The following is a 24,652-nucleotide window of genomic DNA, read 5'->3' as shown; positions in this document are numbered from 1 at the left end:
ATGAGCGGACCTGCTTCGAGGCTGACAGCCCGAGACAAGTCCTGCCCAGTTCAATCATGTGCAGGTTTCCAGAAACCTCTCTTCAAAGGGGGCGCACGGGGGCACGCGGAAGCAGAAAGCCCGTGGGGTGAAGGCCTCTTGGTGCATGGCGCGTCGAATGTGATTCCTTTCGGCACTCCAGTGCGGTCTCGTCCCGTCCGGTCGTCCGGCCGCGATCGGCGGGAAAGGGGAAGCGGCCGGGGGGACCCACGGGATTTCGGCGTCGGCCTTCGCGGTCGCTTGACCTGTCCGGGCGACAGGCCGAGGATCATGAGTCATGACGCAGGGACAGGGCAGCACGGTGGACGGGGTACTGCGGCGCAGCGCCCGCCGCACCCCCGCACGGGTGGCGGTGCGGTACGGCGAGCGACGCTGGACGTACCAGGAACTCGACGACGCCGTCTCACGTGCGGCGGCCGTCCTGCTCGGCCAGGGCCTCGGCCGCGGTGACCGGGTCGGCACGTACGGACACAACTCCGACGCCTACCTGATCGCCTTCCTCGCCTGCGCCCGCGCCGGCCTGGTGCACGTCCCGGTCAACCAGAACCTGACCGGCGACGACCTCGCCTACATCGTCGGCCAGTCGGGCAGCTCCCTGGTCCTCGCCGACCCCGACCTCACCGGCTGGCTCCCCGACGGCGTGCCGGCGCTGCCGCTGCGGGACGCCGACGGCTCGCTGCTGGCCCGGCTCGCGGACGCGCCGCCGTACGACGGGCCCGAACCGCGCACCGAGGACCTGGTGCAGCTGCTCTACACCTCGGGGACCACGGCGCTGCCCAAGGGCGCGATGATGACCCACCGGGCACTGGTGCACGAGTACCTGAGCGCCATTGCCGCCCTCGACCTGAGCGCCGGGGACCGGCCCGCCCATGCGTTGCCGCTCTACCACTCCGCCCAGATGCACGTGTTCCTGCTGCCCTACCTCGCGGTGGGCGCCACCAACATCATCCTCGACGGGCCCGACGGCGACACCCTCCTCGACCTCGTCGAGGCCGGGGACGTGGACAGCCTCTTCGCGCCGCCCACGGTGTGGATCGGACTCTCCAACCGGCCCGACTTCGCCACCCGCGACCTCGGCGGGCTGCGCAAGGCCTACTACGGGGCGTCGATCATGCCGGTGCCCGTCCTGGAGCGACTGCGCGAACGGCTGCCGCAACTCGCCCTGTTCAACTGCTTCGGGCAGAGCGAGATCGGACCGCTCGCCACCGTGCTCGCCCCCGAGGAGCACAAGGGGCGGCTGGACTCCTGCGGCCGCACCGTCCTGTTCGTCGAGGCCCGGGTGGTCGGCGAGGACGGCGCGGACGTCCCCGACGGCACCCCCGGCGAGATCGTCTACCGCTCACCGCAGCTGTGCGAGGGCTACTGGGACAAACCCGAGGAGACCGAAGCGGCCTTCCGGGACGGCTGGTTCCACTCCGGCGACCTCGCGGTGCGCGACGGCGACGGCTACTACACGATCGTCGACCGGGTGAAGGACGTCATCAACTCCGGTGGCGTGCTGGTCGCTTCACGGCAGGTCGAGGACGCCCTCTACACCCACGAGGCGGTCGCCGAGGCCGCCGTGATCGGCCTGCCGGACGAGCGGTGGATCGAGGCGGTCACCGCGGTCGTCGTACCGCGCGGCGAGATCGACGAGGCCGGGCTGATCGCCCACGTGAAGGAGCAGCTGCCCGCCTTCAAGGCACCCAAGCGGGTCCTGTTCGTGGACGCGCTGCCCCGCAACGCCAGCGGGAAGATCCTGAAGCGGGAGCTGCGGGAGCGGTTCGGCTCCGCCTCGTGACGACGCGGGACGCCGTACCCGTGAGGACCCAAGAAGTCTGGTTCCATACCGTGCGCGGCTTCCGGCACCACGTCCGCCGTTCACCGGTGGCGTGCACATAGCAGGCATGCGCTGCTGCCTCCCCGTCCCCCTCGGCGCACTCGCGGGCATCCCCGGCCCCTGCGAGATGCTGCGCTCCGGCTTCCTCCTCGCCCCCGCCCTGCTCCGTTCCGCCACCGCTCCGCGCCCCCGCCACCACCGTTCGCCCGCCGCCGTCCACCTGGAACTGGTCACCCTCACCGAGGACCGCGCCGTCATCACCTGGCACACCACCCTGCCCGGCACCGACGACGGCACCGGCCGGATGCTGCCCGCCGTCACCGAGGGCGAGATCGTCTACGGCACCCACCCGGCCCGTCTCAACCGCACCGCGGGCGAGGACCGGCCGACCGCGTACCACCACGTCGAACTGACCGGCCTGGAACCGGGCCAGACGTACTACTATCAGGCCCGCTCCCGCGGCGTGCCCGCCACTCCCACCGCTCTCCACCTGGTGCGCGGCAACGCGGCCGGGACCTCCCGCCACGGTCTCGACACGCCCGGCGGCCCCTACTCCTTCACCACCCCGCAGCCCCCGCCCGGCCGCCACCTGTTCTCCGTCGCCCTCTGCAACGACCTGCACATCGGCGAGACCGCCGCCGGCCTCGTGGCCGGCGTCCCGTTCCTGCGCGGCGTGGCGCAGCGGACCGGACAGACCCCCTATCCCGAACTGATGAGCCGGGCCGTGGTGGACGAGGCCCGCCACCGCGGCGCCCGATTGCTGCTGGCCGCCGGTGACATCTCCGCCGGCGGCGGACTGCGCGACCTGGCGGAGGCCAGACGGATCCTCGACGGCTTCGGTACCCACCGGCGGGACTACTTCGTCGTCCGGGGCAACCACGACCGCGCCGCGGGCGAGGGCGACGCCTTCCGCCACGTGTTCGGCACGCCGGACGGGCCCGGCTGGTTCGAGCACGACGTGGCCGGACTGCGGATCATCGGCCTCGACACCTACGACAAGAGCGGCAACGGCGGTGACGCGGGCGGCCTCGGCGCCGAGCAGCTCTCCTGGTTCCGGCGCCGGCTGCGGGCCCACCGGGAACAGCCCACCGTCGTCTTCGGCCACCATCCGCTGACCGTCCGGGAGGCCCTCTTCCCGGTGAGCCCGGCACAGCGCCTCGGCCGCCGCCAGGCCCCCGCGCTCCTCCGGGCCTACGCTACTGCCCCGGGTGTGTTCCTCCACCATGTGGGCCACACCCACCGCAACAAGCGCACTCCTGTGCCCATTGCCCCACAGGTCATCCAGCAGGAGGTGGGCGCCGCCAAGGAGTATCCCGGCGGCTTCTTCCTGCTTCGGATCCACAGCGGCGGCTACGCGCTCAACTTCTTCCGGGCGCGGGCCGCCGACGCCCTGGAGTGGAACGAGCGCAGCCGCCGGCAGGCCGGGGGACTGTGGCCCTACCACGCACTCGGCCGTACGGTCGCCGACCGCAACAGCGTGGCCGCCCGCGACCTGTCCGGCATCGGCCGCCTCGTGCCGCCGTCCGCCCCGGCCCGTTCGTCCCAAGGGATGACGGCCGTTCCGAACCCCCGCCTGGATGTGGCCTAGCCAAGGGCACCTCCGTAGCGTGAGGACATGTCGACCCTGTGGGAACTCATGCACGACTGCATCCCCGACGACCACGCCCGTCAGGTCACCTCCCGCTACTACCTCGACGAAGCCATGAGGTCGCCGCGGGCACCGGACCGGGTGGTCGACCTCGGCTGCGGGCGGGGCACGTCGGCCGAGCTCTTCCGCAAGCACGACTCCGGCGTCCGCTGGGTGGGGGTCGACATCCGCGACTCCCCGGAGGCCGCCCAGCGCACGGCCCGGGGCGAGAGCGTGGTGTACTTCGACGGCGTCCACCTGCCGTTCCGCTCCGACGCGGTACCGCTCGTCTACTCCCACCAGGTCTTCGAGCACGTGGCCCGGCCGAGAGAACTGCTCGCGGAGGTGAGCCGGGTGCTGAGTCCGGGCGGCCTGTTCATCGGCAGCACCTCCCAGTTCGAGCCGTACCACTCCTTCAGCCTGTGGAACTACACGCCCTACGGGTTCCGGGTGCTGGTGGAGGACGCAGGGCTCGCCCTGGAGGAGATCCGGCCCTCGCTCGACGGCGTGACACTGATCATGCGCACCTACCACGGCTCGCGGATGAGGGAGTACGGCCGCTTCTGGCGGACGGAGTCGCCGCTCAACACGGAGATCGACGCCTGGGCCCGCAAGAGCAAGCGGGACACGGCCCTGGTGAACCTCCGCAAGCTCACGTTCTGCGGGCAGTTCGCGTTCCGGGTGAGCAAGCCGGCTCCGCCTGCCTGACATCGGGGCCGTCCGCCGAAATCCATTGCGACACCGCGCCGCCGTCCCCGAGGATCGGCGTCATGCCCACCTTCACCGCAGCCGACGGGACCCGCCTCGCCTACCACGTCAGAGGGGAGGGCGAACCGCTCGTGGTGCTGCCGGGCGGCCCCATGCGGGCCTCCGCCTACCTGGGGGACCTCGGCGGGCTGACCGCCCACCGCCGGCTGGTCCTCCTCGACCTGCGGGGGACCGGTGACTCCGCGGTGCCCGCCGACCTGGCGTCGTACCGCTGCGACCGGCTGGTCGAGGACGTGGAGATGTTGCGCGCCCACATGGGGCTCGACCACATGGACGTGCTGGCGCACTCGGCCGGCGCGAGCCTGGCCGTCCTCTACGCGGCGGCCCATCCGCAGCGGGTGCGGCGGCTCGTGCTGATCACCGGCAACCCCTCGGCCCTGGGCCTGCGCGCCACCCCCGAGGACCGGCTGGCGGCGGCCCGGCTGCGGGCGGGGGAGCCCTGGTTCGAGGACGCCTTCCCCGCGCTGGAGGCGTGGCTGAGCGGCTCCGGGGAGTTCGACGAGGTGTTCATGCCCTTCTTCCACGGCCGCTGGGACGACGCCGCCCGGGCTCATGTCGCGGCCACGGAGAAGCAGAGCAACTTCGAGGCGGGCGACCGCTACTTCGCCGAGGGCGCCTTCACCCCCGACGCCACCCGGGCCGCGCTGCGCGCCCTCGCCGCTCCCGTCCTGGTGTACGCCGGGGAACTCGACGGCGGCCCCAGCCCCGCCCTGGCGCGCAGGGCCGCCGAAGCCTTCCCGGACGCCGAGGTCGCCGTGCAGCCCGGCGCCGGTCACTACCCCTGGCTCGACGACCCCGAGTGGTTCGTCCGCCGTACCGCCGCCTTCCTGGACGCCTGAGCCGCACCCGCCTCCCGTGGCCCGAACGCCGTGAGGAAGCGGTCGCGGAACTTGTCCATCGCCCAGATCGGCGCGTCGGCGGCGGGCCGCAGACCCGGTGTCCAGCCCCAGCCGGCGACCCGGTCGAGGACGGCGGGGTCGTGGGCGACGATCGTGACGGGGACGTCCCGGCGCGGGCTGCCCGCGACGACCTCAGGGCGGGGCTGGTGGTCCCCGAGGAAGACCAGGACCGTGTTCCGGCGGGCGTGGCGCCCCATGAACCCGAACAGGCTGCGCAGCGAGTACGCGATCGACTCCCGGTACTCGGTGCGCACGCTCTCCGTGTCCTTCCAGACCTCCGCCGGGTCCTTGCCCGCGTTCCGGATCGGCCCGAAGACCGAGCCGTCGCCGAGGTCGTGCCAGTCGACCATGCGGGGGAGGGGCGCCCAGGGCTGGTGGCTGGAGGCGAGGATGATCTCCGCCATCACCGGGCGCCGGTCGCGCTTCCCGTACTCCAGGCGGTCGAAGGCCTCGAGCGTGAACTGGTCGGGGACGGGCGTCCAGCTGAAGTACGGGCCGTGGTACCCGAGGTGCGTGGAGTCGTAGAAGCGGTCGAGGCCGAAGAACCGGGCCTCCGGCCAGGCCCTGCGGACACCCGGGACGACGCCGACCGTGCGCCACCCGCCCGTCCTGCGGAAGTACTTGCCGAGGGTCGTCCGCTCGCCCGAGACGAGATCGCGGTAGCGCTGCTGGTTGTTGATCCACAGCCCGGACAGCAGCGTGGCGTGGCACATCCAGCTGCCCGCCCCGAGCACCGGGGACCGCAGCCAGCCGCTGCGCGCCCGGAAACCGGCCGCCCCGAGCGAGGCGGTGCCCTCCTGGAGGACCGCGCCGACCTGCCGCGCCATCGCCGGGTCCTCGATCGCCGCACGGCCGTAGCTCTCGACGAACGTGAACAGCACGTCCTTGCCGCGCAGGCCCGTCAGCAGGCGATCGGGCGGGGTGTTCTGGAAGGCGTCGACGGCGGCCTCCGCCGCGAAGACCCGGGCGTCCGCAAGACCGGCGCGGACCGCCTGCACACGGTCCTCCAGCAGCTGGGCGTCGAGCGTCGAGGCGACGGGCGCGCCGCCTGCCTGGCATCCGAAGGTGGCACAGGTGACCCAGGCGACGGCCAGGACAAGGGTCGCGCGAACCGCTCGCGGGCGCCGGCGGGCCATCCGCTCGGCGACCCGCACCAGGGCCAGGACGGTCGCGGCCGGCACGGTCGCCGCGAGGAGCAGGGCCCCGGCGATCGCGAGCACCTCGCTGGTGCGGCCGTAGGACTCCCGCAGGTAGTCCGCCGCGTCGTCCAGCAGGGTCCAGTCGAGCACCAGGTCGAACGGCCGTTGCAGCACCGCGTAGAAGCCCATGTCCAGGCACTTGAGCAGCGTCAGCACCCCCACCACCGCGCCCGCCGGTACCGCCGTGACGCGCCGCGCCCGCCCGGGGAGGATCAGCAGCACGGCCGCGAGCACGATCCCCTCGGCCGGGAGACGGAGGAACGCCGGCGGCGTGAGCAGGTCCAGCCGGTTCGGCAGCAGCAGTGCGGCCACGAGCAGGAGGGCGGAGACGGCGGTCGTTCCCGCGGCGATGATGCCGCGGGCGGTGCGTGGGTGCCTCCGCCGCCGGCCCTCGTCCGTGCCGGGGTCCGCCGGTGCGGGCGCGGTTTCCGGCGGCCGGGCGGGCGTGGGATGCGACACCGGAGGTCCTTCCGTGCGGCGGCCGTGACGCTGTGCGCGTGATCGACTGCAGATCGTGCGCACAGGGTACGGCCCGCGGAGCGCCCCACGGCGGTGGCACACCCGCACGGGCTACCGGTCGGCGGCCACCGCCACCTCCCGCGCCCACCGGTAGTCCGCCTTGCCGCTCGGCGACCGCTGGATCGCCTCGGCGATCACCAGCTGACGGGGCACCTTGTACCCGGCCAGCCGGCTGCGGCAGTGGGTCTGGATGTCCGTGAGGGAGGGCGGCTCGGCGCCCGCGCGCACCTGCACCACGGCCGCCACGTGGTTGCCCCAGGTGGCGTCGGGCACCCCGGCGACGAGCGCGTCGTAGACGTCGGGGTGCGACTTCAGCGCCTGTTCGACCTCCTCCGGGTACACCTTCTCGCCCCCGGTGTTGATGCACTGCGAGCCCCGGCCGAGCACGGTGACGACACCGTCCTCGTCGACCGTCGCCATGTCGCCGAGGAGAACCCACCTGCGGCCGTCCTTCTCGAAGAACGTCTCGGCGGTTTTCACCGGGTCGTTGTAGTAGCCGAGCGGGACGTGCCCGCTCTGTGCGACCCGGCCGATCTCGCCCACCGCGACCGGCTCGTGGGTCGCCGGATCGACCACCTGCGTACGGGAGTTGACGCGCACGCGGAAGCCGCTGCCGGCGCCGGAGTCGTCGGTCGCGGTGCCGTTGAAGCCGGACTCGGAGGACCCGAAGTTGTTCAGCAGCATGGCGTTCGGGACGAGTTCGCCGAACTGCCGGCGCACGGTCTCGGAGAGGATCGCACCGGAGGAGGAGACGCTGAACAGAGCGGAGCAGTCGGTGCCCTTCATGGGCCCGTTGAGGGCGTCGACCAGCGGGCGCAGCATCGCGTCGCCGACCAGGGACATGCTGGTGACCTTCTCCTTCTCGATGGTGCGCAGCACCTCCTCGGGCACGAACTTGCGGTGGATCACCACCCGTTGCCCGAAGTTGAAGCCGATGAAGCTGGTGAGCGTGGAGGTGCCGTGCATCAGCGGGGGAGTGGGGAAGAAGGTGATCCCGCTGCCGCCCGCCGCGACCCGCTCGGCCAGTTCCTCCGGCCGCTTCACCGGCTCACCCGTCGGCGCGCCGCCGCCCAGCCCGGCGAAGAACAAATCCTCCTGGCGCCACATCACGCCCTTGGGCATCCCGGTCGTGCCGCCGGTGTAGATGATGAACTGGTCGTCCGCGGCCCGCGCGGGGAATCCCCGCCCGGGCGACCCGGCGGCCTCGGCCTCCGTGAAGGCGAGGGCCTCGGGTCCCGCCTCCGCCGACTCCCCGACCCGCACCAGGTGCCGCAGCCTCGGCGCCTGGGGAAGGGCGGCCGCCACCCGGTCGTCGAACTCCGCGTCGAACACCAGCGCGACGAGATCCGCGTCGCGGTAGAGGTACACCAACTCCTCTTCGACGTACCGGTAGTTGACGTTGACCGGTACGACCCGCGCCTTCAGGCAACCGAGCACCGTCTGCAGGTACTCGACCCCGTTGTAGAGGTGCAGGCCGAGATGCTCGCCGGGCTTGATCCCGCTGTCGATCAGATGGTGGCCGATGCGGTTGGCGGCGGCGTCCAGCTCCGCGTAGGTCAGCCGGCGTTCCGCACCCGTGCCGGGGTGGTCGACGTACACGAGAGCCTCGCGGTCGGCGGCCACGTCGACGACCGACTCGAACAGATCGGCAAGGTTGTACTCCACCGCTCCTCCTGACCCCGGCAACCGTGACGAAGAAAGGCGCACCCGTCCGTTCGCCGGTCATCAGAGCAAAGGGCGCGGCAAGTGTGAAGGGTTCGCGCGAAGAAATCTGACTGACTGTCAGAAAACCCTTGAAGTGCCTCTCCGGCTACTGCAACCTGTTCTCGTTCTGGTGGAGGGGGGACGATCCCTTCCGGAGGGGAGACGGTCCATGGGCGGGACGGAACACCTCACCGTGCGGCGCGAGGGCGCCACACTCGTGCTCACGCTCAACAGGCCCGAGGCGAAGAACGCGCTGTCGATCTCCATGCTCGTCGGCCTGTACGACGGCTGGATCGAGGCCGACGAGGACGACGGCGTCCGCTCGATCGTGCTCACCGGGGCCGGGGGCGCCTTCTGCGCCGGGATGGACCTCAAGGCGCTGGCCGGCCAGGAGATGGCGGGCGAGCACCTGCGGGACCGGCTGAAAGCCGACCCCGACCTGCACTGGAAGGCGATGCTCCGCCACCATCGCCCGCGCAAACCGGTGATCGCCGCCGTCGAGGGGTACTGCGTCGCGGGCGGCACGGAGATCCTTCAGGGGACCGACATCCGGGTGGCGGGCGAGTCCGCGACGTTCGGACTCTTCGAGGTCCGGCGGGGGCTGTTTCCCATCGGGGGTTCCACGGTGCGGCTCCAGCGGCAGATCCCCCGCACGCACGCTCTGGAGATGCTGCTGACAGGGCGGCCGTACAGCGCCCGGGAGGCGGCGGACATCGGGCTCGTCGGGCACGTCGTCCCGGACGGCGGCGCGCTCGACAAGGCGCTGGAGATCGCCGAACAGATCAACGCGTGCGGGCCGCTGGCGGTCGAGGCGGTCAAGGCGTCGGTGTACGAGACGGCCGAGATGACGGAGACGGACGGGCTGGCCGCCGAGCTGGAGCGCGGGTGGCCGATCTTCGACACGGCGGACGCGAAGGAAGGTGCCCGGGCCTTCGCGGAGAAGCGGGTGCCTGATTACAAGCGCGCGTAAGCGCTGCGCAGGCCTCGGCCGGTCCGCAGTCCGCGGGCCGGTGGGGGCTTGTCGCGCAGTTCCCCGCGCCCCTGAAGGGGCGCGATCATCGACCTTCTCAAGGAGGCAAGGCCCCCAATGCCTGAAGTCCTCAAAGCCCCCCTCGTCGTCGAGTTCCCCTTCACCCGGTCCCTCGGTCCCGTCCAGAGCGCCTTTCTCACCGGACTGCGTGAGCGGGTGGTCCTCGGGGTGCGGACCGGTGACGGCCGCGTCCTCGTGCCACCCGTCGAGTACGACCCCGTGACCGCCGAGGAGATCCGGGACCTGGTCGAGGTCGCGCCCACCGGCACCGTCACCACCTGGGCCTGGAACCACGAACCCCGCCGCGGCCAGCCCCTCGACACCCCCTTCGCCTGGGTCCTGGTCCGGCTCGACGGGGCCGACACCGCCCTGCTGCACGCACTCGACGTCCCCGGCCCCGACGCCGTCCGTACCGGGATGCGGGTCCGCGTCCGATGGGCGGGCGAGCGGTCCGGAGCCATCACCGACATCTCCTGCTTCGAGCCGTACGACGGTGAACCGGCCGACGTGACGGGGCACAGCGGTGAGTTCGAGGACGCGGTGCAGGGCATCGTGGCGCACGCCCGCCTCGACTACACCTATTCGCCCGGCCGCGCCCAGTCCGCCTACATCAACGCCCTCTCGTCCCGCCGGACGTTCGGTGAGCGCTGCCCCTCCTGCCGGAAGGTGTACGTCCCGCCCAGGGGTGCCTGTCCCACCTGTGGGGTGGCCACATCGGAACAGGTCGAAGTGGGTCCCGGCGGCACGGTCACCACCTTCTGCATCGTCAACATCAAGGCGAAGAACCTCGACATCGAGGTGCCGTACGTCTACGCCCACATCGCGCTCGACGGCGCCGGCCTCGCCCTGCACGGCCGGATCGGCGGGATCCCCTACGACCAGGTGCGGATGGGGCTCAGGGTCGAGCCGGTGTGGACCGACGGAGCCCGCTATCCCGACCACTACCGGCCCACCGGCGAACCCGACGCGGACTACGAGACGTACAAGGAGCTGCTGTGATGCGTGACATAGCACTGGTCGCCTTCGCACAGACCGACCACCGCCGCACCAGCGAGGACCTCTCCGAGGTCGAGATGCTCATGCCGGTCCTGCACGACGTACTCGGACAGACCGGCCTGAAGACCGCCGACATCGACTTCACCTGCTCCGGCTCCAGCGACTACCTGGCCGGCCGCGCCTTCTCCTTCACCCTCGCCCTCGACGGGGTGGGCGCCTGGCCGCCCATCTCGGAGTCGCACGTCGAGATGGACGGGGCCTGGGCCCTGTACGAGGCCTGGACCAAGCTGCTCACCGGGGACGCGGACACCGCGCTCGTCTACTCGTACGGCAAGTCCTCACCCGGCTCCGTGCGCGACGTGCTGACCCGCCAGCTCGACCCCTACTACGTGGCCCCCCTCTGGCCGGACTCCGTCGCCCTCGCCGCCCTCCAGGCGCAGGCCCTCCTCGACGCGGGCGAGACCGACGAGCCCGCGCTGGCCGCCGTCGGCGCCCGGAGCAGGGCGGACGCCCAGACCAACTCCCACGCACAGCTGAGGGGTTCGGTGCCGCAGGGCGACTACGTCGTACGGCCGCTGCGCACCGGCGACTGCCCGCCCATCGGCGACGGCGCCGCCGCCGTGATCCTCGCGGCGGGGGAGCGGGCCCGGGAGCTGTGCGCGCGGCCCGCCTGGATCCGGGGCATCGACCACCGCATCGAGGCCCACGGCCTGGGCGTCCGCGACCTGACCGACTCGCCCTCCGCCCGGCTCGCCGCCGAGCGGGCCGGCGCCTTCGAACGGCCCGTGGACACCGCCGAGTTGCATGCGCCGTTCAGCTCGCAGGAGGTCGTGCTGCGCAAGGCGCTGCGGCTCGGCGACGACGTGCGCGTGAACCCGTCCGGCGGCGCCCTCGCGGCCAACCCGATCATGGCCGCCGGGCTGATCCGCATCGGCGAGGCAGCCGCCCGCATCCACCGCGGCGAGTCCGACCGCGCGCTCGCCCACGCCACCTCCGGGCCCTGCCTGCAGCAGAACCTGGTCGCCGTACTCGAAGGGGATCCGCGATGAGCAAGGAACCCGTGGCCGTCGTAGGGATCGGCCAGACCAAGCACGTGGCGGCCCGGCGGGACGTGTCGATCGCCGGGCTCGTCCGCGAGGCCGCACAACGTGCCCTCGACGACGCCGAGCTGGGCTGGGCCGACATCGACGCCGTCGTCATCGGAAAGGCGCCCGACTTCTTCGAGGGCGTGATGATGCCGGAGCTGTACCTGGCGGACGCGCTGGGGGCGGTCGGCAAACCCATGTTGCGCGTCCACACCGCGGGGTCGGTGGGCGGCTCGACCGCGCTCGTCGCGGCCAACCTGGTCGCCGCCCGCGTCCACCCCACCGTGCTGACCCTCGCCTTCGAAAAGCAGTCCGAGTCCAACGCCATGTGGGGGCTCTCCCTGCCGATCCCCTTCCAGCAGCCGCTGCTGGCCGGCGCGGGCGGCTTCTTCGCCCCCCACGTGCGGGCCTACATGCGGCGCAGCGGCGCCCCGGAAACCGTCGGCTCGCTGGTCGCCTACAAGGACCGGCGCAACGCGCTGAAGAACCCCTACGCCCACCTGCACGAGCACGACATCACCCTGGAGAAGGTCCAGGCGTCCCCCATGCTGTGGGACCCCATCCGCTACTCGGAGACCTGCCCCTCCTCCGACGGCGCCTGCGCCATGGTCCTCACCGACCGCGCCGGAGCCGCCCGTTCCGCGAAGCCGCCCGCCTGGATGCTCGGCGGAGCCATGCGCAGCGAACCGACCCTGTTCGCGGGCAAGGACGCGGTGTCGCCGCAGGCCGGGAAGGACTGCGCCGCCGACGTCTACCGGCAGGCGGGGATCGCCGACCCGCGCCGGGACATCGACGCCGTCGAGATGTACGTGCCGTTCTCCTGGTACGAGCCCATGTGGCTGGAGAACCTCGGCTTCGCCGAGGAGGGCGAGGGCTGGAAACTCACCGAATCGGGGGTCACCGAGCTCGACGGTGACCTCCCCGTCAACATGTCGGGCGGGGTCCTCTCCACCAATCCGATCGGCGCCTCCGGCATGATCCGGTTCGCCGAAGCCGCCCTCCAGGTGCGCGGCCAGGCCGGAGAACACCAGGTGGACGGCGCCCGGAAGGTGCTCGGCCACGCCTACGGCGGCGGCTCCCAGTTCTTCTCCATGTGGCTCGTCGGCGCCGCCGTCCCGGACAACTGAAAGGACCCGTTCAGGTGGCCTGTCGAGTGCCGGAGCCGAAAGCTAGGCTGGCCGCGGACGACGAATCGGGAGGAGCACGGACGTGGCCGAGAGCACCATCCAGCAGCAGCGGGCAGTGGGCTGGGACAAGCCGGAGCTGGACCTCAGCAGGGCCGACTGGCAGTCCAGCAGCCGAGGCCTGGGGGATGTCCAGATCGCCTTTGTCGAGGGGTTCATCGCGATGCGCAACAGCCGCCGCCCGGAGAGCCCTTCCCTGATCTTCACCCCCGCCGAATGGGGTGCCTTCGTGTCGGGCGCCCGGGAGGGCGAGTTCGACCTCACCTGAGCGCCTGCCCCTGGCTCTGCCGCTGCGGCAGAGAGGTGAACCAGGGGGTGTTCCGTAAGGATTTCCGGACACGTGACCAGCAGCGCCCTTCCTGGGCCGCCGCCTGAGACAGGCTGGCCCGGGACGGGGGGAAGGTCGCATTCCGGAGGTGAGGAACGATGAGCACTGCGCCCGTCATCGCCGCGGTGGACGGTTCGGACGACAGCCTGCGCGCCCTGGACTGGGCCGTGCAGGCGGCCCGGCAGCGGGACGCACCGCTGCGGGTGGTGCACGTCCGCCAGTACGCCGCCTGGGGGCAGCCCGACGTCCTGGTCGCCGGGGAACCGGACGAGGGGGGCGACCCCGTGCTCGACGAGGTCCGGGAGCGGCTGCGCACCGGTGCCGCCGGGCTGACCGCCGAGTACGTCGCCCTGGAGGGCGCCCCGAGCGCGCTGCTGCCCGAACTGGGCTCCGATGCCCAGCTGTTGGTGCTCGGCTCGCGGGGCCGCGGCGGCTTCGCCGGACTGGTGCTCGGCTCCAACGGAATGGCCGCCGCCCGCGACGCCGGGTGCCCGGTGGTGGTCGTACCCCGGCCCGGGCGGCAGGTGGCCGAGGAGCAGCTGCCCGCCGAGCCCGGGCCCCGGGTCGTCGTCGGCCTGGACGTGGACAGCCCCGACGACGCCACCCTCGCCTTCGCGTTCGCGGAGGCCGACCGGCGCGGCGCCCGGCTCCAGGTGATCGCCGCCTACCCCTGGCCGGTGCACAGCTGGTTCGCGGCCGGTGAACTCGTCCCGCCGGCCGTCGACCAGGACGAGGTCGCGCAGGAGACCCGCACCCTCGCCGAGGGCTTCCTCGCCCCGCACCTCAAGGACCGCCCGAACCTGCGCGCCGACGTCCTCGCACTGCCCGGCGACGCGGCCGGCCTGCTGGTGTCCGCCTCGAAGGACGCCGCGCTGGTCGTCGTCGGCCGGCACCGCCGACGGCTGCTCGCCCCGGCCCGCATGATGGGCTCCGTCACCCACGCCGTACTGCTGCACGCGGCCGCCCCGATCGCGGTGGTCCCGCCGTCGCCGCCGCAGGAGTGATGTCAAGTGCCTTCGCTCGGTTACCGTCAGTAGGGAGCGGATCACCGCCGCGAAGCGTACGCTGAGCTGCCTGCAAGCCACGGTGCGCGCCCGCCCCCCGCGCTCGCGTACCACCGTGGCGGGGGGTGGTCATGGGACAGCGGGTCCTGCGGAACCGACGGACGCTCTACGAGCGTGACAGCGAACTCGCCGCCGTCGACGAGGCGCTGGCCGAGCTCACCGGCCTGGGTGCGGACGGCGCGGCACCGGGCGACCGGCAACTCGGCGCGCTGCTCGCCTTCGCCGGCCGGGCCGGCATCGGCAAGACCACCCTGCTCGCCGAAGTCCGCCGCCGCGCCGCCGCCCAGGGCTGCACCGTGCTCTCCGCACGCGGCGGCGACCAGGAACAGCGCGTCGCCTTCCACGTCGCCCGCCAGCTCCTGCAGCCCCGGCTCGCCGGCGCACCGGAGGCCGAACTCCGCGCCTCACTGGGCAGTTGGTACGACATCGTCGGCCCCGCCCTCGGCCTGTGCGCCCCGACCGAGGGCGCCCCGCCCGACCAGCAGGGCCTGCGCGACGGCCTCGACTGGGTGCTCACCCACCTCGCCGTGCGCCAGGCCCCGATGGTCCTCGTCCTCGACGACGCCCACTGGGCCGACCCGGAATCCCTCGGCTGGCTGGCCGCGTTCGCACCTCGTGCCGAGCAACTCCCGCTGCTCGTCGTCGTCGCCTACCGGCCCGACGAACTCCCCGAGCACGCCGACGCCTTCCGCGGCCTGCCCGGACGGGCCGGCGGCCGCCCGCACGGCCTCGAGCCGCTCAGCGCCGACGCCGTCGCCGGCCTGGTCCGCGAAAGCCTCGGCGAACACGCCGACGACGCCTTCTGCCACGAGTGCTGGGCCGTCACCGCAGGCAACCCCTTCGAGGCCGTCGAGCTGACCGCCAAGGTCCACGACCGGGGCCTCGACCCCACCGAGGCCGGCGCACCCCTGCTGCGCGACCTCGCCGCCGCCGTCAAGGGCAGCGGCCTGATCGCCCGCCTCGAACGCCTGGGCCCCTCCGCCGTCCGGTTCTCCTGGGCCTGCGCCGTCCTCGGCACCGAGATCCATCCCGCGCTCGCCGCCGCCGTCGCAGGCCTCGGCCACGAGGAGGCCGCCGACGCCGCCGACGCCCTGCGCGGCGCCCGCGTCCTCACCGGGGCCGAGACCCTGGAGTTCGTCCACCCGCTGATCGCCACCGCCGTCTACCGGGCCATCCCGCCCGCCACCCGGGTCGCCCTGCACGGCCAGGCCGCCTGGTGCGTGACCGACGACGGCCAGGGCGCCACCGCCGCTGCCCGCCACCTCCTGGAGACCCACCCCGAAGGCGACACCTGGGTGGTACGGCAGCTGCGCGCCGCCGCCGGCGAGACGCTGCGGGCCGGCGCCCCCGACACGGCCTGCGCCTACCTCGCCCGCGCCCTGCGCGAACCCCCGCCCGCCAAGGAGCGCGCGGCCGTCCTCCACGAACTGGGCAGCGCCTCCCTCCTCACCGAACCCGCCACCACCGTCAACCACCTGCGCGCGGCACTCCAGGAGCCCATCGCCGAGCCCGCGCTGCGCCACCACATCGTCTACCGCCTCTCCCAGGTCCTCGCCCACAGCGACCGCCTCGCCGAGGCCTCCGAGACCCTTGCCCGCGAGATCCACGTGACCGGCGACGCCCGGGTACGGCTGCGCATGCTCTCCGAACAGTTCATGTGGGACGCCTTCCGCGCCGACGAACCCGACCACCCCTCCCGCTCCCGCCGCCTGGCCCGGCTCGCCGACCGGCTCCGGGGCCGCGACCTCACCGAGCGGTACGTCATCGGACTGCGCACCTGGGACGCGATCCAGCGCGGCGAACCCGCCGAGGTCGCCCTCCACCACGCCGAGCGCGCCCTGGCCGGCGGACTCGGGTGGGCCGAGGCCGACCGCGGGTTCGAGGTCCCCGTCCTCGTCGCCCTCGCCTTCATGTACGCCGACCGGCCGGACCGCACGGAGGAACTCTTCGCCGCCGGGATCGCCGACTTCGAACGCCAGGGCTGGCGCGGCGCCCACCTCTCCTTCGCCTACACGCTCCTCGGCTACGTCCGCTACCGGCGCGGCCGCCTCGCCGAGGCCGAGGAGCACGCCCGCTCCGGCCTGCGCCTCGCCGAACGCGTCGGCCCCGGGACCCCGGCCCACTGGTACGCCGTCGGCATTCTGATCCAGACCCTGCTGGCCCGCGGCTGCACCGACGAGGCCACCCGGCTCGCCGAGGACCACGCCTTCCGGGAGCCCTTCCCGGCGGCCGTGGTCTTCCCCGACGCCCAGACGGTCTACGGCGAACTGCTCCTCGCCCGCGGCCTCACCAAGGACGCGGCGGCGGAGCTCTCCGCGGCCGGCCGCCGCCTCGAACCACGCGGTATCCGCAACCCCTCCTGGTGCCCCTGGCAGCTCCACCTGGCCCGCGCAGAGAGCCACGACGCCCCGGAACGCGCCCTCACCACGGCCCTGGCCGCGCTGACCCGCGCCCGCCGCTTCGGCGCCCCCTCCGCGATCGGCCAGGCCCTGCGCACGGCGGCGGAGGTCTCTTCGGGCGAAGCCCGCCTGGCATACCTGCGCGAATCGGTGACCTACCTCGACCGCTCCCCGGCCGCCTACGAGCTCGCCTGCGCCCTGGTGGCGCTGGGCACGGAACTCCACGACCCCACCCACCTGCACCGAGGCCTCGAAACCGCCCGCCAGTGCGGCGCCGACGGCTTGGCGGCCGCGGCACGGTCAGAGTTGGCGACGGCAGAAGGGGCCACTTTGTAGCGGGCGCCGACACCGACCCACCCGGGGCGCGTGGCGGGCGCCGACACCGACCCACCCAGGGGCGCGGGGAACTGCGCGACAAGCCACGACGGCGCCGCACCCGCCGAACGACCGCCACCCACCACGGCGGACACCGCCGCCCGGCACGGCACCGCCGAACACCACCGTCGTGGCTGACCACCGCTGCGGCGGATCAGGAGACCCGGCGGGTCGAGGGGGCCAGCGGGTCGAGGGGCGGCGGCTCAAGCGCGGCAGCGCTCAAGCGCGCCGCACAGACGTCGGCCGACCCGCACCCCGCACTGAGCCGCATCCCGCAACCCCGGCCCCGTACCATGGACCGCATGTCGTTCCTCCGTCGCCGCAGCGCCACTCCCGCCGGCCCCGACTTCGACGTTCTGGCCATGGACCCGGGTGACTGGCCCGGCAACCTCGGTGCCGGGCTGCTGCCCGCCCCCGACGGCACCTGCCAGGGCGTCTTCCTGCGCTACGACCTCTTCGGCGGCCGCGGCCCCGCGATGATCATCGGCAACCTCCCCGAGGGCTCCCCGGCCCGCGAGGTGGAGGAGGGCGAGATCCCCTTCGAGGTCGGCCAGCTCCTCCTCGCACTGGAGAACGACGAGGACGTCACCGTCGTCGGTACCGAGGACATGCCGGTCCTGCAGGGCGACAACCTGCTGATCGTGCGCCGCCTCAAGCTCTCCGAGAGCAGGATCTCCTGCGTCCAGTTCGACCGCAGCGACGGCGTCCTGGTGACCATCGCGGCCTGGGACCGTCCGATCACCGACGACCTGTACGCCCTGCTGAAGCCGCTCCCGGCGGAGCTTTTCCAGCAGGGCTGAGGCCGGCTACCTTCCGTGGCCGTGGTGCCGCCCGGTCTTCGCGGCCGGCACCACGTCGACGTCGGCCGCTCGGACGAACCCGACCCGGTGGCCGTACTGGATCTCGAAGTACAGGTCCTTGCCGACCACGACCTTGTGCGAGTCGGTGCTGAAGGTGACGGCGTAGTAGTACTCGCCCGGCACCTCGTCACCGGCCACGTATTTCTGGCCCGCCGGGATCGTGTACGGCAACGGGGAGACCGACTGCGCCGGCACCCCGGAGGGGTACGCGGACGCCTCCGGATACGCGCGGCCGTACACCGGGATGCTGGTCAGGCCCGCCTTCGGCGTGATCACCACCCCGGTCGAGCCGACCGCCGTCGGTGCGCTCGCCGGGTTCTCGAACCAGGCCTTCTGCCCGAGGTACCAGATCGCCGTCCAGTCCCCCCAGGTGTCCGCCACCGTGTACTGCTGACCGGTGGAGGCCCGGGAGGAGAGGTCGTTCACGTCGGTCGTCGGCGTGGTGCCCATGCCGATGTCCTTGATCAGGGCCGAGTTCTCGTCGTGGTCGGAGTACAGCCGCACCTCGCCGGACCCGTGCGCGGCGCAGGGCTGGCCCTTGGTGACGCAGCCGGTGTACGTCGGCTGGTTCGTGGCGTAGTCCGGCAGGATCGTGACCACACCGCCCGTCACCACCCGGTGCTTCCTGCCCGCCTTGTGCTTGAAGGGGTGGTCCAGCAGCTCGAAGTAGTGCCGCCAGTCCCAGTACGGGCCGGGGTCGGTGTGCATCCCGGGGATCGAGGACGTGGTCGGGCCCGGCACGGTGTCGTGGCCGAGGATGTGCTGCCGGTCCAGCGGGACGCCGTACTTCTCGGAGAGGTACTTCACCAGCCGGGCCGAGGAGCGGTACATCGCCTCCGTGTACCAGGCGTCCGGCGAGGCGAGGAAGCCCTCGTGCTCGATGCCGATGGACTTCGCGTTGATGTACCAGTTGCCTGCGTGCCAGGCCACGTCCTTCGCCTTGACGTGCTGGGCGATCAGACCGTCGGTGGAGCGGATGGTGTAGTTCCAGGACACATAGGTGGGGTCCTGGACCAGTTTGAGGGTGGTGTCCCAGGAGCCCTCGGTGTCGTGGACGACGATGTACTTGATGCTCTGCGAGGCCGGCCGGTCGGCGAGGTCGTGGTTGCCGTAGTCGTTGTCCCCGAACTGCGCGTAGGGCGCCGGGACCCACTCGCACGACACCGTTGTCGGGCACTCCGTCTCGTCGTCCGCCGCCGTCGTGCGCAGCCCGGTCAGCTCCAGCTGCGCGGTGTCGCCCCGCAGCTCCGGCTGGGCGGCGAGGGCGACGAACTGTCCGGCGTCGGTGGTGCGTTCCTCGCCCGTGTGGAGGACGTCGAACACGTCGTTGGCGTATGCCGCCGCGGTCGCCGTGTCGTCGGCGCCGGAGAAGCGGGCGATCGCGCCGTACCAGTGCGCCGGATCTGCGCTGAGCGGCTGGTGCAGGTCCCGTTGGGCGGCCGCGAGCAGGGCGGCACCGCCGGCCACGTTCGCCGCCGCGTCGGTGCGCAGTCGCTCCGCCGGGATGCCGGTCAGCGCGGCGGCCTTCGGCAGGGTCTTGAGGCGGGCCGGGAGCGCGGAGTTCCGCGGAACCTGCACGCCGGGGGCGCTGGGGCGCAGGGCGGGGCGGGCGCTGTCGCCGCGGGCGTCCTCGGTGCCGTCGGCGAAGTGCTCGGTGGCGGCCGCCAGCGCGGTGCGCGCGTCGGTGAGGTGCATCGGGCCGTAGCCGCCGGTCACGCTGGGCGCGCCGTCGTGCGTGTCCCAGCGGGACTGGAGGTAGGAGACGGCGAGCAGCACGCTCTGCGGTACGTGGTACTCGGTGGCGGCGGACGCGAACGCCCGCTGGAGCTGCCCGGCAGCGGACTCGCCGGTGTCCGGGGGCGGTGCCGCGCCCAGCAACGGCAGCAGCAGAGCCGCGGCGGCGACGGCCCCGGCCGTCCTGCGCGTGCGTCTGCCGCTGTGCGGGGGTGCGGGCTCGGTGACGGATCCTCGCAATGCAGCCTCCTGGGGCGATGGGGCGCGACGGGGCGTGCGGGGCTGAGCGTGGCTCAGTGGTACCGGCTGGCCGACGATCCGTCAATCATGCCCAGAGAGGCCGGAATTCCCATGTCATACGGTGATCGTGGGAGTTTCGCGGTGGTGGCCCGCAGGCCTGCGAGGCGTCAGTGGCATACACCAGTGGGGCGCCCCTGACCCCTGCGGACACCCCCGGACATGCGAGGATCCGCGGTGCGCAGCTGCCCTGAGCGCACCGCGGATCCTCCTCCCCGTCAGCGAGTGCCGACCGCCGCGCGTACGGCCCGGCGGGCCAGCTGGCAGTCGTCGTGCAGCCGCCGGAGCAGCAGCCGCTGTTCCTCGCCGGTCGGCGCGGCGCCCGGGTGGGCCGTACCCGGTGCCGCCGGGGTCGCGTCGTGCATCGAACGCTGCACGGCGGTCTCGTAGGTCCGGATCTCCCGGGTGAGGACCAGCATCAGGTTCACCAGGAAGGCGTCCCGGGACGCGGGCCCCGCCGACTGGGCGATCTGGCTGATCTGACGGCGCGCCACCGGGGCGTCGCCGAGCACCGACCAGAGCGTGGCCAGGTCGTACCCCGGCAGATACCAGCCCGCGTGCTCCCAGTCCACCAGCACTGGACCGGCCGGGGACAGCAGGATGTTCGAGAGCAGGGCGTCGCCGTGGCAGAACTGGCCCATCCCCTGGCGGCCCGCCGCGACCGCGATGCCGTGCAGCAGCTTCTGCAGGTCACCCATGTCCCGGTCGGTGAGCAGACCCAGTTCGTGGTAGCGGGCGATACGGGCCGGGTAGTCGACCGGGGCGTCGAAGGTACCCGCCGGGGGCCGCCACGCGTTCAGCCGGCAGATCGCGCCCAGCGCGGCCCGGATGTCCGCCCGGGGCGGAGCCTCCACCGGGTGGCGCTGGACCGCCGCCACCCGGCCGGGCATCCGCTCGATCACCAGCGTGCAGTTGTCCGGGTCCGCCGCGATCAGTCTCGGCACCCGGATCGGCGGCCGGTGCCGGACGAACGAGCGGTATGCGGCTATTTCGTGGCGGGTCCGCTCCGCCCAGGCGGGGGAGTGGTCCAGTAGACACTTCGCCACGGCCGTGCTGCGCCCCGTCGTCCCGACGAGGATCACTGACCGCCCGGTGCGGCGCAGCACCTGCACCGGAGCGAACTCCGGGCAGATCCGGTGCACCGACGCGATCGCGGTGCGCAGCTGCGCGCCCTGGGGGCCGGAGAGGTCGAGTCTCCCGCTGAGCGGCTGGGTGCCGAGACCCGCGGTGCGCCGTTGCCGGCCCACCACCGGTACGGCGGTCCCCGGACGGGCGGGGTCGAGATAGGGTCCGCTCCCCGCCGGGCGGGGGCGCAGCGACCGGGGGGGAGCGGACACGGAGGACGATGCTGCGTACATGGGAGATACAGATCCCTTCGTGTGCCTGCGGTGCCTGCCTGAGAAGTCCTGTGAGGGGTTCTCGTGCCCAGCCCGTCCCGGCCGCCCGGGCACACCCTGGGGAGTGTGCCCGTCGAGTGGCGACCGGGTCGGGGTGGCGCGTTCCTACCTGACACCCGTTCCCCAGTGGCACACCATCTGGCGCACCCTGGCGAACCGTGGCGAATAGTCGCCCGGCAACCGGCACCCGGCTACTGTCAACTCAGCCGAGAACCTGGGGGCTTGACGTGACCGGAGAACCCAACACCCGCCTCTCGGACCTGTTCGGCCTGGCCGGCTGGTCCAAGGGCGAACTCGCGAGGCTGGTCAACCGGCAGGCGGCGGCCATGGGCCACCCCCAGCTGGCGACCGACACCTCCCGGGTGCGGCGGTGGATCGACACGGGAGAGATCCCGCGCGATCCCGTGCCGCGGGTGCTGGCGGCTCTGTTCACCGAGCGTCTCGGCCGTGTCGTGACCATCGAGGACCTCGGTCTGGTACGGCACGGGCGTACGGGAAAACGGCCGGACGACGGGAACGTGGAACATCCCGACGGAATGCCGTGGGCGCCCGAACGAACCGCCGCGGTCCTCACCGAATTCACGGGAATGGACCTCATGCTCAACCGACGCGGCTTGGTGGGTGCGGGTGCCGCGCTCACCGCGGGATCCGTACTCAGCAGCGCCATGTACGAGTGGCTGCACACCGACCCCACACTCAAGGCCGACGCCCCCGTCCTCGACGACCCTCTGCACGCCGACCCCACTGGGTTCGACCGCTACGAGGCCGCCCCCATCGGGTCAGAGGAGATGGAGGAACTGGAGCGCTCCGTCGAGGTGTTCCGTGCCTGGGACGCGGCCCGCGGCGGCGGACTGCAGCGCAAGGCAGTGGTGGGACAGCTCAACGAGGTGGGCGGCATGCTCGCCTACCGCCACCCCGAGCATCTCCAGCGGCGCCTGTGGGGCGTCGCCGCCAACCTCGCCGTCCTCGCGGGCTGGATGTCGCACGACGTCGGCCTGGAGCCCACGGCCCAGAAGTACTTCGTCATCGCCGCCCACGCGGCCCGTGAGGGCGGCGACCGGCCGCGCGCGGGGGAGGCGCTCTCCAGAGCGGCTCGCCAGATGGTGCACCTCGGCCGGCCCGACGACGCACTCGACCTGATGAAGCTCGCCAAGTCCGGTTCGGGCGACGAGGTGCTGCCGCGCACCCGGGCGATGCTCTACACCATCGAGGCCTGGGCGCAGGCGTCGATGGGCAAGGGCCAGGCGATGCGCCGCACCCTCGGCCAGGCGGAGGACCTCTTCGTCTCCGACCGGGGCGACGTGCCGCCGCCGAGCTGGATGCAGATGTTCAGGGAGGAGGACCTGTACGGCATGCAGGCCCTCGCCTACCGCACGCTGGCCGAGCACGACCCGGCCGCGGCCGTGCACGCCCAGCACTACGCGGAGAAGGCCCTGGCCCTGCGGGTCGACGGCCGCCAGCGGTCGAAGATCTTCGACTTCCTGTCCATGGCCTCCGCCTGCTTCATCGCGGACGACCCCGAGCAGGCGGACCGTTACGCCCGGCTGGCCCTGGTGTCGATGGGATCGAACTCCTCCCACCGCACCTGGGACCGGCTGCGCCAGATGTACCGGCTCACCGCCGAGTACTCCAGCTACCCGAGGATCCAGGAACTGCGGGAGGAGATCAAGCTGGCCCTGCCCAAGGCCAGGAGCAAGGGGAACCACAACAGCGCACAGGCATAGGAGGCCTGCGCGCGCGGCACGAACCGGCTGGTCTCGGCAGGGCGGCAGCCGCTGCCCCTCCCTGTGTTCTCCCTATTCACCCACCTTGGCGACGAGCACGCAGGCCTCGTCCTCGCGCTCGCTCTCGCCGAACTCCTCGACCACGGTCCTGACACAGTCCTGGGCGGTGCGCGCCGACCCGAACCGGGGGGCCAGTCCGAGGAGCGCGTCCAGAGAGTCCGCTCCGCTGTGCCCGGGCACCACTCCGTCGGTGTGCAGCAGGAGCAGATCGCCCGGTTCCAGGGTCACTTCGGCCTGCCCGTAATCGGCTCCCGAGGTGACACCGAGCAGCACGCCGTCCGGCGCGCTGAGCGCACACCCCGTCCCGCCGCGGAACAGCAGCGGGGCGGGGTGTCCTGCCTGTGCCCAGGTCAGGGTGCGGGTGGCGGCCCGGTAGCGGCAGCAGACGGCGCTGCCCAGCGCGGGTTGCACGGTGGCGTCGAGTAACTGGTTCAGCAGGGACATGAGCTGTCCCGGCTGGGTGCCGGCCATCGCCATGCCGCGGACGGCGCCCAGCAGCATCGTCATGCCCGAGGCGACGGCGACGCCGTGCCCGGTGAGGTCGCCGACGCTCAGCAGGGTGTCGCCGTCGGACAGCTCCAGCGCGTCGTACCAGTCGCCGCCCAGCAGGCTTCCGGCCCCGGACGTCAGGTGGCGGGCGGCGACGTCGAGCGTGCCCGGCCCCCGCCGCGGCAGCCGCAGGGCATCACGCCCGGGCGGCAGCACGGCCTCCTGGAGTTCGACGGCGAGCCGCTGTTCGGTCTCGGCCCGCCGACGGTGCCGCTGCATCGTGTCCCGGCTCTCGCGCACCGTCCGCTGGCTGCGCCGCAGTTCGCTGACGTCCCGCAGCACGGCCCACATCGAGGCGGTGCTGCCGTCACCGTCCAGCACGGGCTCGCCCATCATGTGGACGGTCCGCACGTTCCCGTCGGAACGCAGGACACGGAACTCGCCGTCGATCGGCTTGGCGTCGACCAGGCAGTCGGTGACCATCGCGGTCAGCCGGGGCCGGTCCTCGTCCATGACCAGGGACGGCAGTTCGTCGAGGGTGAGGGCGGGCGCGTCCGGGTCACGGCCGAGGATCAGGTAGAGCTCACCGGACCAACTGGCCTCGTCCGTCAGGAGGTTCCACTCCGCGCTGCCGACCCGGCTGAGCAGCGAGCCCGGAGCGGGCGTGGAGGCGTGGGCGGGCGCCGCCGCACCGGCCGGCAGGGGCGCCGGTCCGTCCCGCAGCTGGGCCAGGTGCTCGTCCAGGTCGTTGAGCTGATGCAGCGCCAGGTCGTACAGGGCCCGCTGCCAGCGCTCCTCGGGGTCCGAATCCGAACCCCGGGTGTCCCGCCGCACCGCGTCCACGTCGCCCTTGAGCCGCCGCGTCTGCGATATCAACGCCTCGACCGAGCCGCGCCCGGGCGGCTGCGCTGCGGGGCGGTCCGCGGAGACATGGGACGGCATGACGCACTCCGATGCGGATGGGGGTCCCCCCGCTCGAGCGAAGTCGAGAGTGGGGGAGTTCGGCCAAGGCGGACGGTGGGACCGGTTACGACTGTTGCACAGCCTGCGACGCCC

The 24,652-nt window shown here is 72.7% G+C and carries 18 protein-coding genes; 13 read left to right on the top strand and 5 right to left on the bottom strand.

Annotation, left to right across the window (positions count from 1 at the left end; genetic code table 11):
* Positions 1 to 316 precede the first annotated feature (316 nt).
* The 4 genes from JF597_RS21930 (at position 317) to JF597_RS21915 (ending at position 5,092) form a co-directional block, all read left to right on the top strand.
* Complete coding sequence (locus JF597_RS21930) at positions 317 to 1,819, top strand: acyl-CoA synthetase (RefSeq protein WP_293997300.1); 1,503 nt, start codon at positions 317 to 319, stop codon at positions 1,817 to 1,819.
* A gap of 91 nt (positions 1,820 to 1,910) precedes the next feature.
* Positions 1,911 to 3,446: a metallophosphoesterase family protein gene (locus JF597_RS21925; protein ID WP_366916435.1), complete on the top strand. Its 1,536-nt coding sequence runs from the start codon at positions 1,911 to 1,913 to the stop codon at positions 3,444 to 3,446.
* Between the two features lie 27 nt (positions 3,447 to 3,473).
* Positions 3,474 to 4,193 (top strand): class I SAM-dependent methyltransferase, encoded by a 720-nt coding sequence (locus JF597_RS21920; protein ID WP_293997297.1) that lies wholly within the window; start codon positions 3,474 to 3,476, stop codon positions 4,191 to 4,193.
* Between the two features lie 62 nt (positions 4,194 to 4,255).
* The gene (locus tag JF597_RS21915; RefSeq protein ID WP_293997294.1) at positions 4,256 to 5,092 is read left to right on the top strand and encodes an alpha/beta hydrolase; all 837 of its coding nucleotides are present in this window, start codon (positions 4,256 to 4,258) and stop codon (positions 5,090 to 5,092) included.
* Here JF597_RS21915 and JF597_RS21910 read toward each other — a convergent pair.
* Together JF597_RS21910 and JF597_RS21905 are read right to left on the bottom strand one after the other, a co-directional pair.
* Positions 5,029 to 6,810, bottom strand: coding sequence for a sulfatase (locus JF597_RS21910; RefSeq protein WP_293997292.1), 1,782 nt, complete (start codon positions 6,808 to 6,810; stop codon positions 5,029 to 5,031). The genes JF597_RS21915 and JF597_RS21910 overlap by 64 nt on opposite strands.
* Positions 6,811 to 6,921: 111 nt before the next feature.
* Positions 6,922 to 8,535: an acyl-CoA synthetase gene (locus JF597_RS21905; protein WP_293997290.1), complete on the bottom strand. Its 1,614-nt coding sequence runs from the start codon at positions 8,533 to 8,535 to the stop codon at positions 6,922 to 6,924.
* Between the two features lie 208 nt (positions 8,536 to 8,743).
* Here JF597_RS21905 and JF597_RS21900 point away from each other — a divergent pair, with 208 nt between their 5' ends.
* The 8 genes from JF597_RS21900 to JF597_RS21865 all read left to right on the top strand — a co-directional run bounded on the left by JF597_RS21900 (position 8,744) and on the right by JF597_RS21865 (position 17,835).
* A complete protein-coding gene (locus tag JF597_RS21900; protein WP_293997288.1) occupies positions 8,744 to 9,544 on the top strand; it encodes a crotonase/enoyl-CoA hydratase family protein in 801 nt (266 codons plus the stop codon).
* A gap of 117 nt (positions 9,545 to 9,661) precedes the next feature.
* Entirely contained in the window at positions 9,662 to 10,603 is a 942-nt protein-coding gene (locus JF597_RS21895; RefSeq protein WP_293997285.1) for a Zn-ribbon domain-containing OB-fold protein, read from the top strand.
* The gene (locus JF597_RS21890) at positions 10,603 to 11,649 is read left to right on the top strand and encodes a thiolase domain-containing protein (protein WP_293997283.1); all 1,047 of its coding nucleotides are present in this window, start codon (positions 10,603 to 10,605) and stop codon (positions 11,647 to 11,649) included. The genes JF597_RS21895 and JF597_RS21890 overlap by 1 nt, the downstream gene beginning before the upstream one ends.
* On the top strand, positions 11,646 to 12,812 hold the full coding sequence (locus JF597_RS21885) for a thiolase domain-containing protein (protein ID WP_293997280.1): 1,167 nt from the start codon (positions 11,646 to 11,648) through the stop codon (positions 12,810 to 12,812). Before JF597_RS21890 ends, JF597_RS21885 begins: the two co-directional genes overlap by 4 nt.
* A gap of 82 nt (positions 12,813 to 12,894) precedes the next feature.
* Complete coding sequence (locus JF597_RS21880; protein ID WP_293997278.1) at positions 12,895 to 13,137, top strand: DUF397 domain-containing protein; 243 nt, start codon at positions 12,895 to 12,897, stop codon at positions 13,135 to 13,137.
* Positions 13,138 to 13,295: 158 nt separating this feature from the next.
* Entirely contained in the window at positions 13,296 to 14,201 is a 906-nt protein-coding gene (locus JF597_RS21875) for a universal stress protein (protein WP_293997275.1), read from the top strand.
* Between the two features lie 131 nt (positions 14,202 to 14,332).
* Positions 14,333 to 16,996 (top strand): AAA family ATPase, encoded by a 2,664-nt coding sequence (locus JF597_RS21870; RefSeq protein WP_293997273.1) that lies wholly within the window; start codon positions 14,333 to 14,335, stop codon positions 16,994 to 16,996.
* A 341-nt stretch (positions 16,997 to 17,337) separates the two neighbouring features.
* Positions 17,338 to 17,835: a hypothetical protein gene (locus JF597_RS21865; RefSeq protein WP_293997271.1), complete on the top strand. Its 498-nt coding sequence runs from the start codon at positions 17,338 to 17,340 to the stop codon at positions 17,833 to 17,835.
* 6 nt (positions 17,836 to 17,841) lie between these two features.
* Here JF597_RS21865 and JF597_RS21860 read toward each other — a convergent pair whose 3' ends face one another.
* Entirely contained in the window at positions 17,842 to 19,869 is a 2,028-nt protein-coding gene (locus JF597_RS21860) for an N-acetylmuramoyl-L-alanine amidase (RefSeq protein WP_293997269.1), read from the bottom strand.
* 275 nt (positions 19,870 to 20,144) lie between these two features.
* Positions 20,145 to 21,284, bottom strand: a complete 1,140-nt coding sequence (locus JF597_RS21855) for an aminoglycoside phosphotransferase family protein (RefSeq protein WP_293997266.1) — start codon at positions 21,282 to 21,284, stop codon at positions 20,145 to 20,147.
* 266 nt (positions 21,285 to 21,550) lie between these two features.
* Here JF597_RS21855 and JF597_RS21850 point away from each other — a divergent pair, with 266 nt between their 5' ends.
* Positions 21,551 to 23,047: a hypothetical protein gene (locus JF597_RS21850; RefSeq protein ID WP_293997263.1), complete on the top strand. Its 1,497-nt coding sequence runs from the start codon at positions 21,551 to 21,553 to the stop codon at positions 23,045 to 23,047.
* Positions 23,048 to 23,119: 72 nt separating this feature from the next.
* On the opposite strand, the gene JF597_RS21845 is transcribed toward JF597_RS21850, so the two are convergent.
* Complete coding sequence (locus JF597_RS21845; protein WP_293997261.1) at positions 23,120 to 24,538, bottom strand: SpoIIE family protein phosphatase; 1,419 nt, start codon at positions 24,536 to 24,538, stop codon at positions 23,120 to 23,122.
* Positions 24,539 to 24,652 lie beyond the last annotated feature (114 nt).

Origin of the sequence: Streptomyces sp., from assembly GCF_019510245.1 — a bacterium.
Lineage (GTDB): Bacteria > Actinomycetota > Actinomycetes > Streptomycetales > Streptomycetaceae > Streptomyces.
This window is presented reverse-complemented; position numbering and strand designations above follow the sequence as displayed.

Excerpts from the sequence above, each read along its gene's own strand:
- JF597_RS21930 (WP_293997300.1), top strand. The coding sequence starts at position 317 with ATGACGCAGGGACAGGGCAGCACGGTGGACGGGGTACTGCGGCGCAGC.
- JF597_RS21920 (WP_293997297.1), top strand. The coding sequence starts at position 3,474 with ATGTCGACCCTGTGGGAACTCATGCACGACTGCATCCCCGACGACCAC.
- JF597_RS21915 (WP_293997294.1), top strand. The coding sequence starts at position 4,256 with ATGCCCACCTTCACCGCAGCCGACGGGACCCGCCTCGCCTACCACGTC.
- JF597_RS21900 (WP_293997288.1), top strand. The coding sequence starts at position 8,744 with ATGGGCGGGACGGAACACCTCACCGTGCGGCGCGAGGGCGCCACACTC.
- JF597_RS21895 (WP_293997285.1), top strand. The coding sequence starts at position 9,662 with ATGCCTGAAGTCCTCAAAGCCCCCCTCGTCGTCGAGTTCCCCTTCACC.
- JF597_RS21890 (WP_293997283.1), top strand. The coding sequence starts at position 10,603 with ATGCGTGACATAGCACTGGTCGCCTTCGCACAGACCGACCACCGCCGC.
- JF597_RS21885 (WP_293997280.1), top strand. The coding sequence starts at position 11,646 with ATGAGCAAGGAACCCGTGGCCGTCGTAGGGATCGGCCAGACCAAGCAC.
- JF597_RS21875 (WP_293997275.1), top strand. The coding sequence starts at position 13,296 with ATGAGCACTGCGCCCGTCATCGCCGCGGTGGACGGTTCGGACGACAGC.
- JF597_RS21870 (WP_293997273.1), top strand. The coding sequence starts at position 14,333 with ATGGGACAGCGGGTCCTGCGGAACCGACGGACGCTCTACGAGCGTGAC.
- JF597_RS21865 (WP_293997271.1), top strand. The coding sequence starts at position 17,338 with ATGTCGTTCCTCCGTCGCCGCAGCGCCACTCCCGCCGGCCCCGACTTC.
- JF597_RS21855 (WP_293997266.1), bottom strand. The coding sequence starts at position 21,284 with ATGTACGCAGCATCGTCCTCCGTGTCCGCTCCCCCCCGGTCGCTGCGC.
- JF597_RS21845 (WP_293997261.1), bottom strand. The coding sequence starts at position 24,538 with ATGCCGTCCCATGTCTCCGCGGACCGCCCCGCAGCGCAGCCGCCCGGG.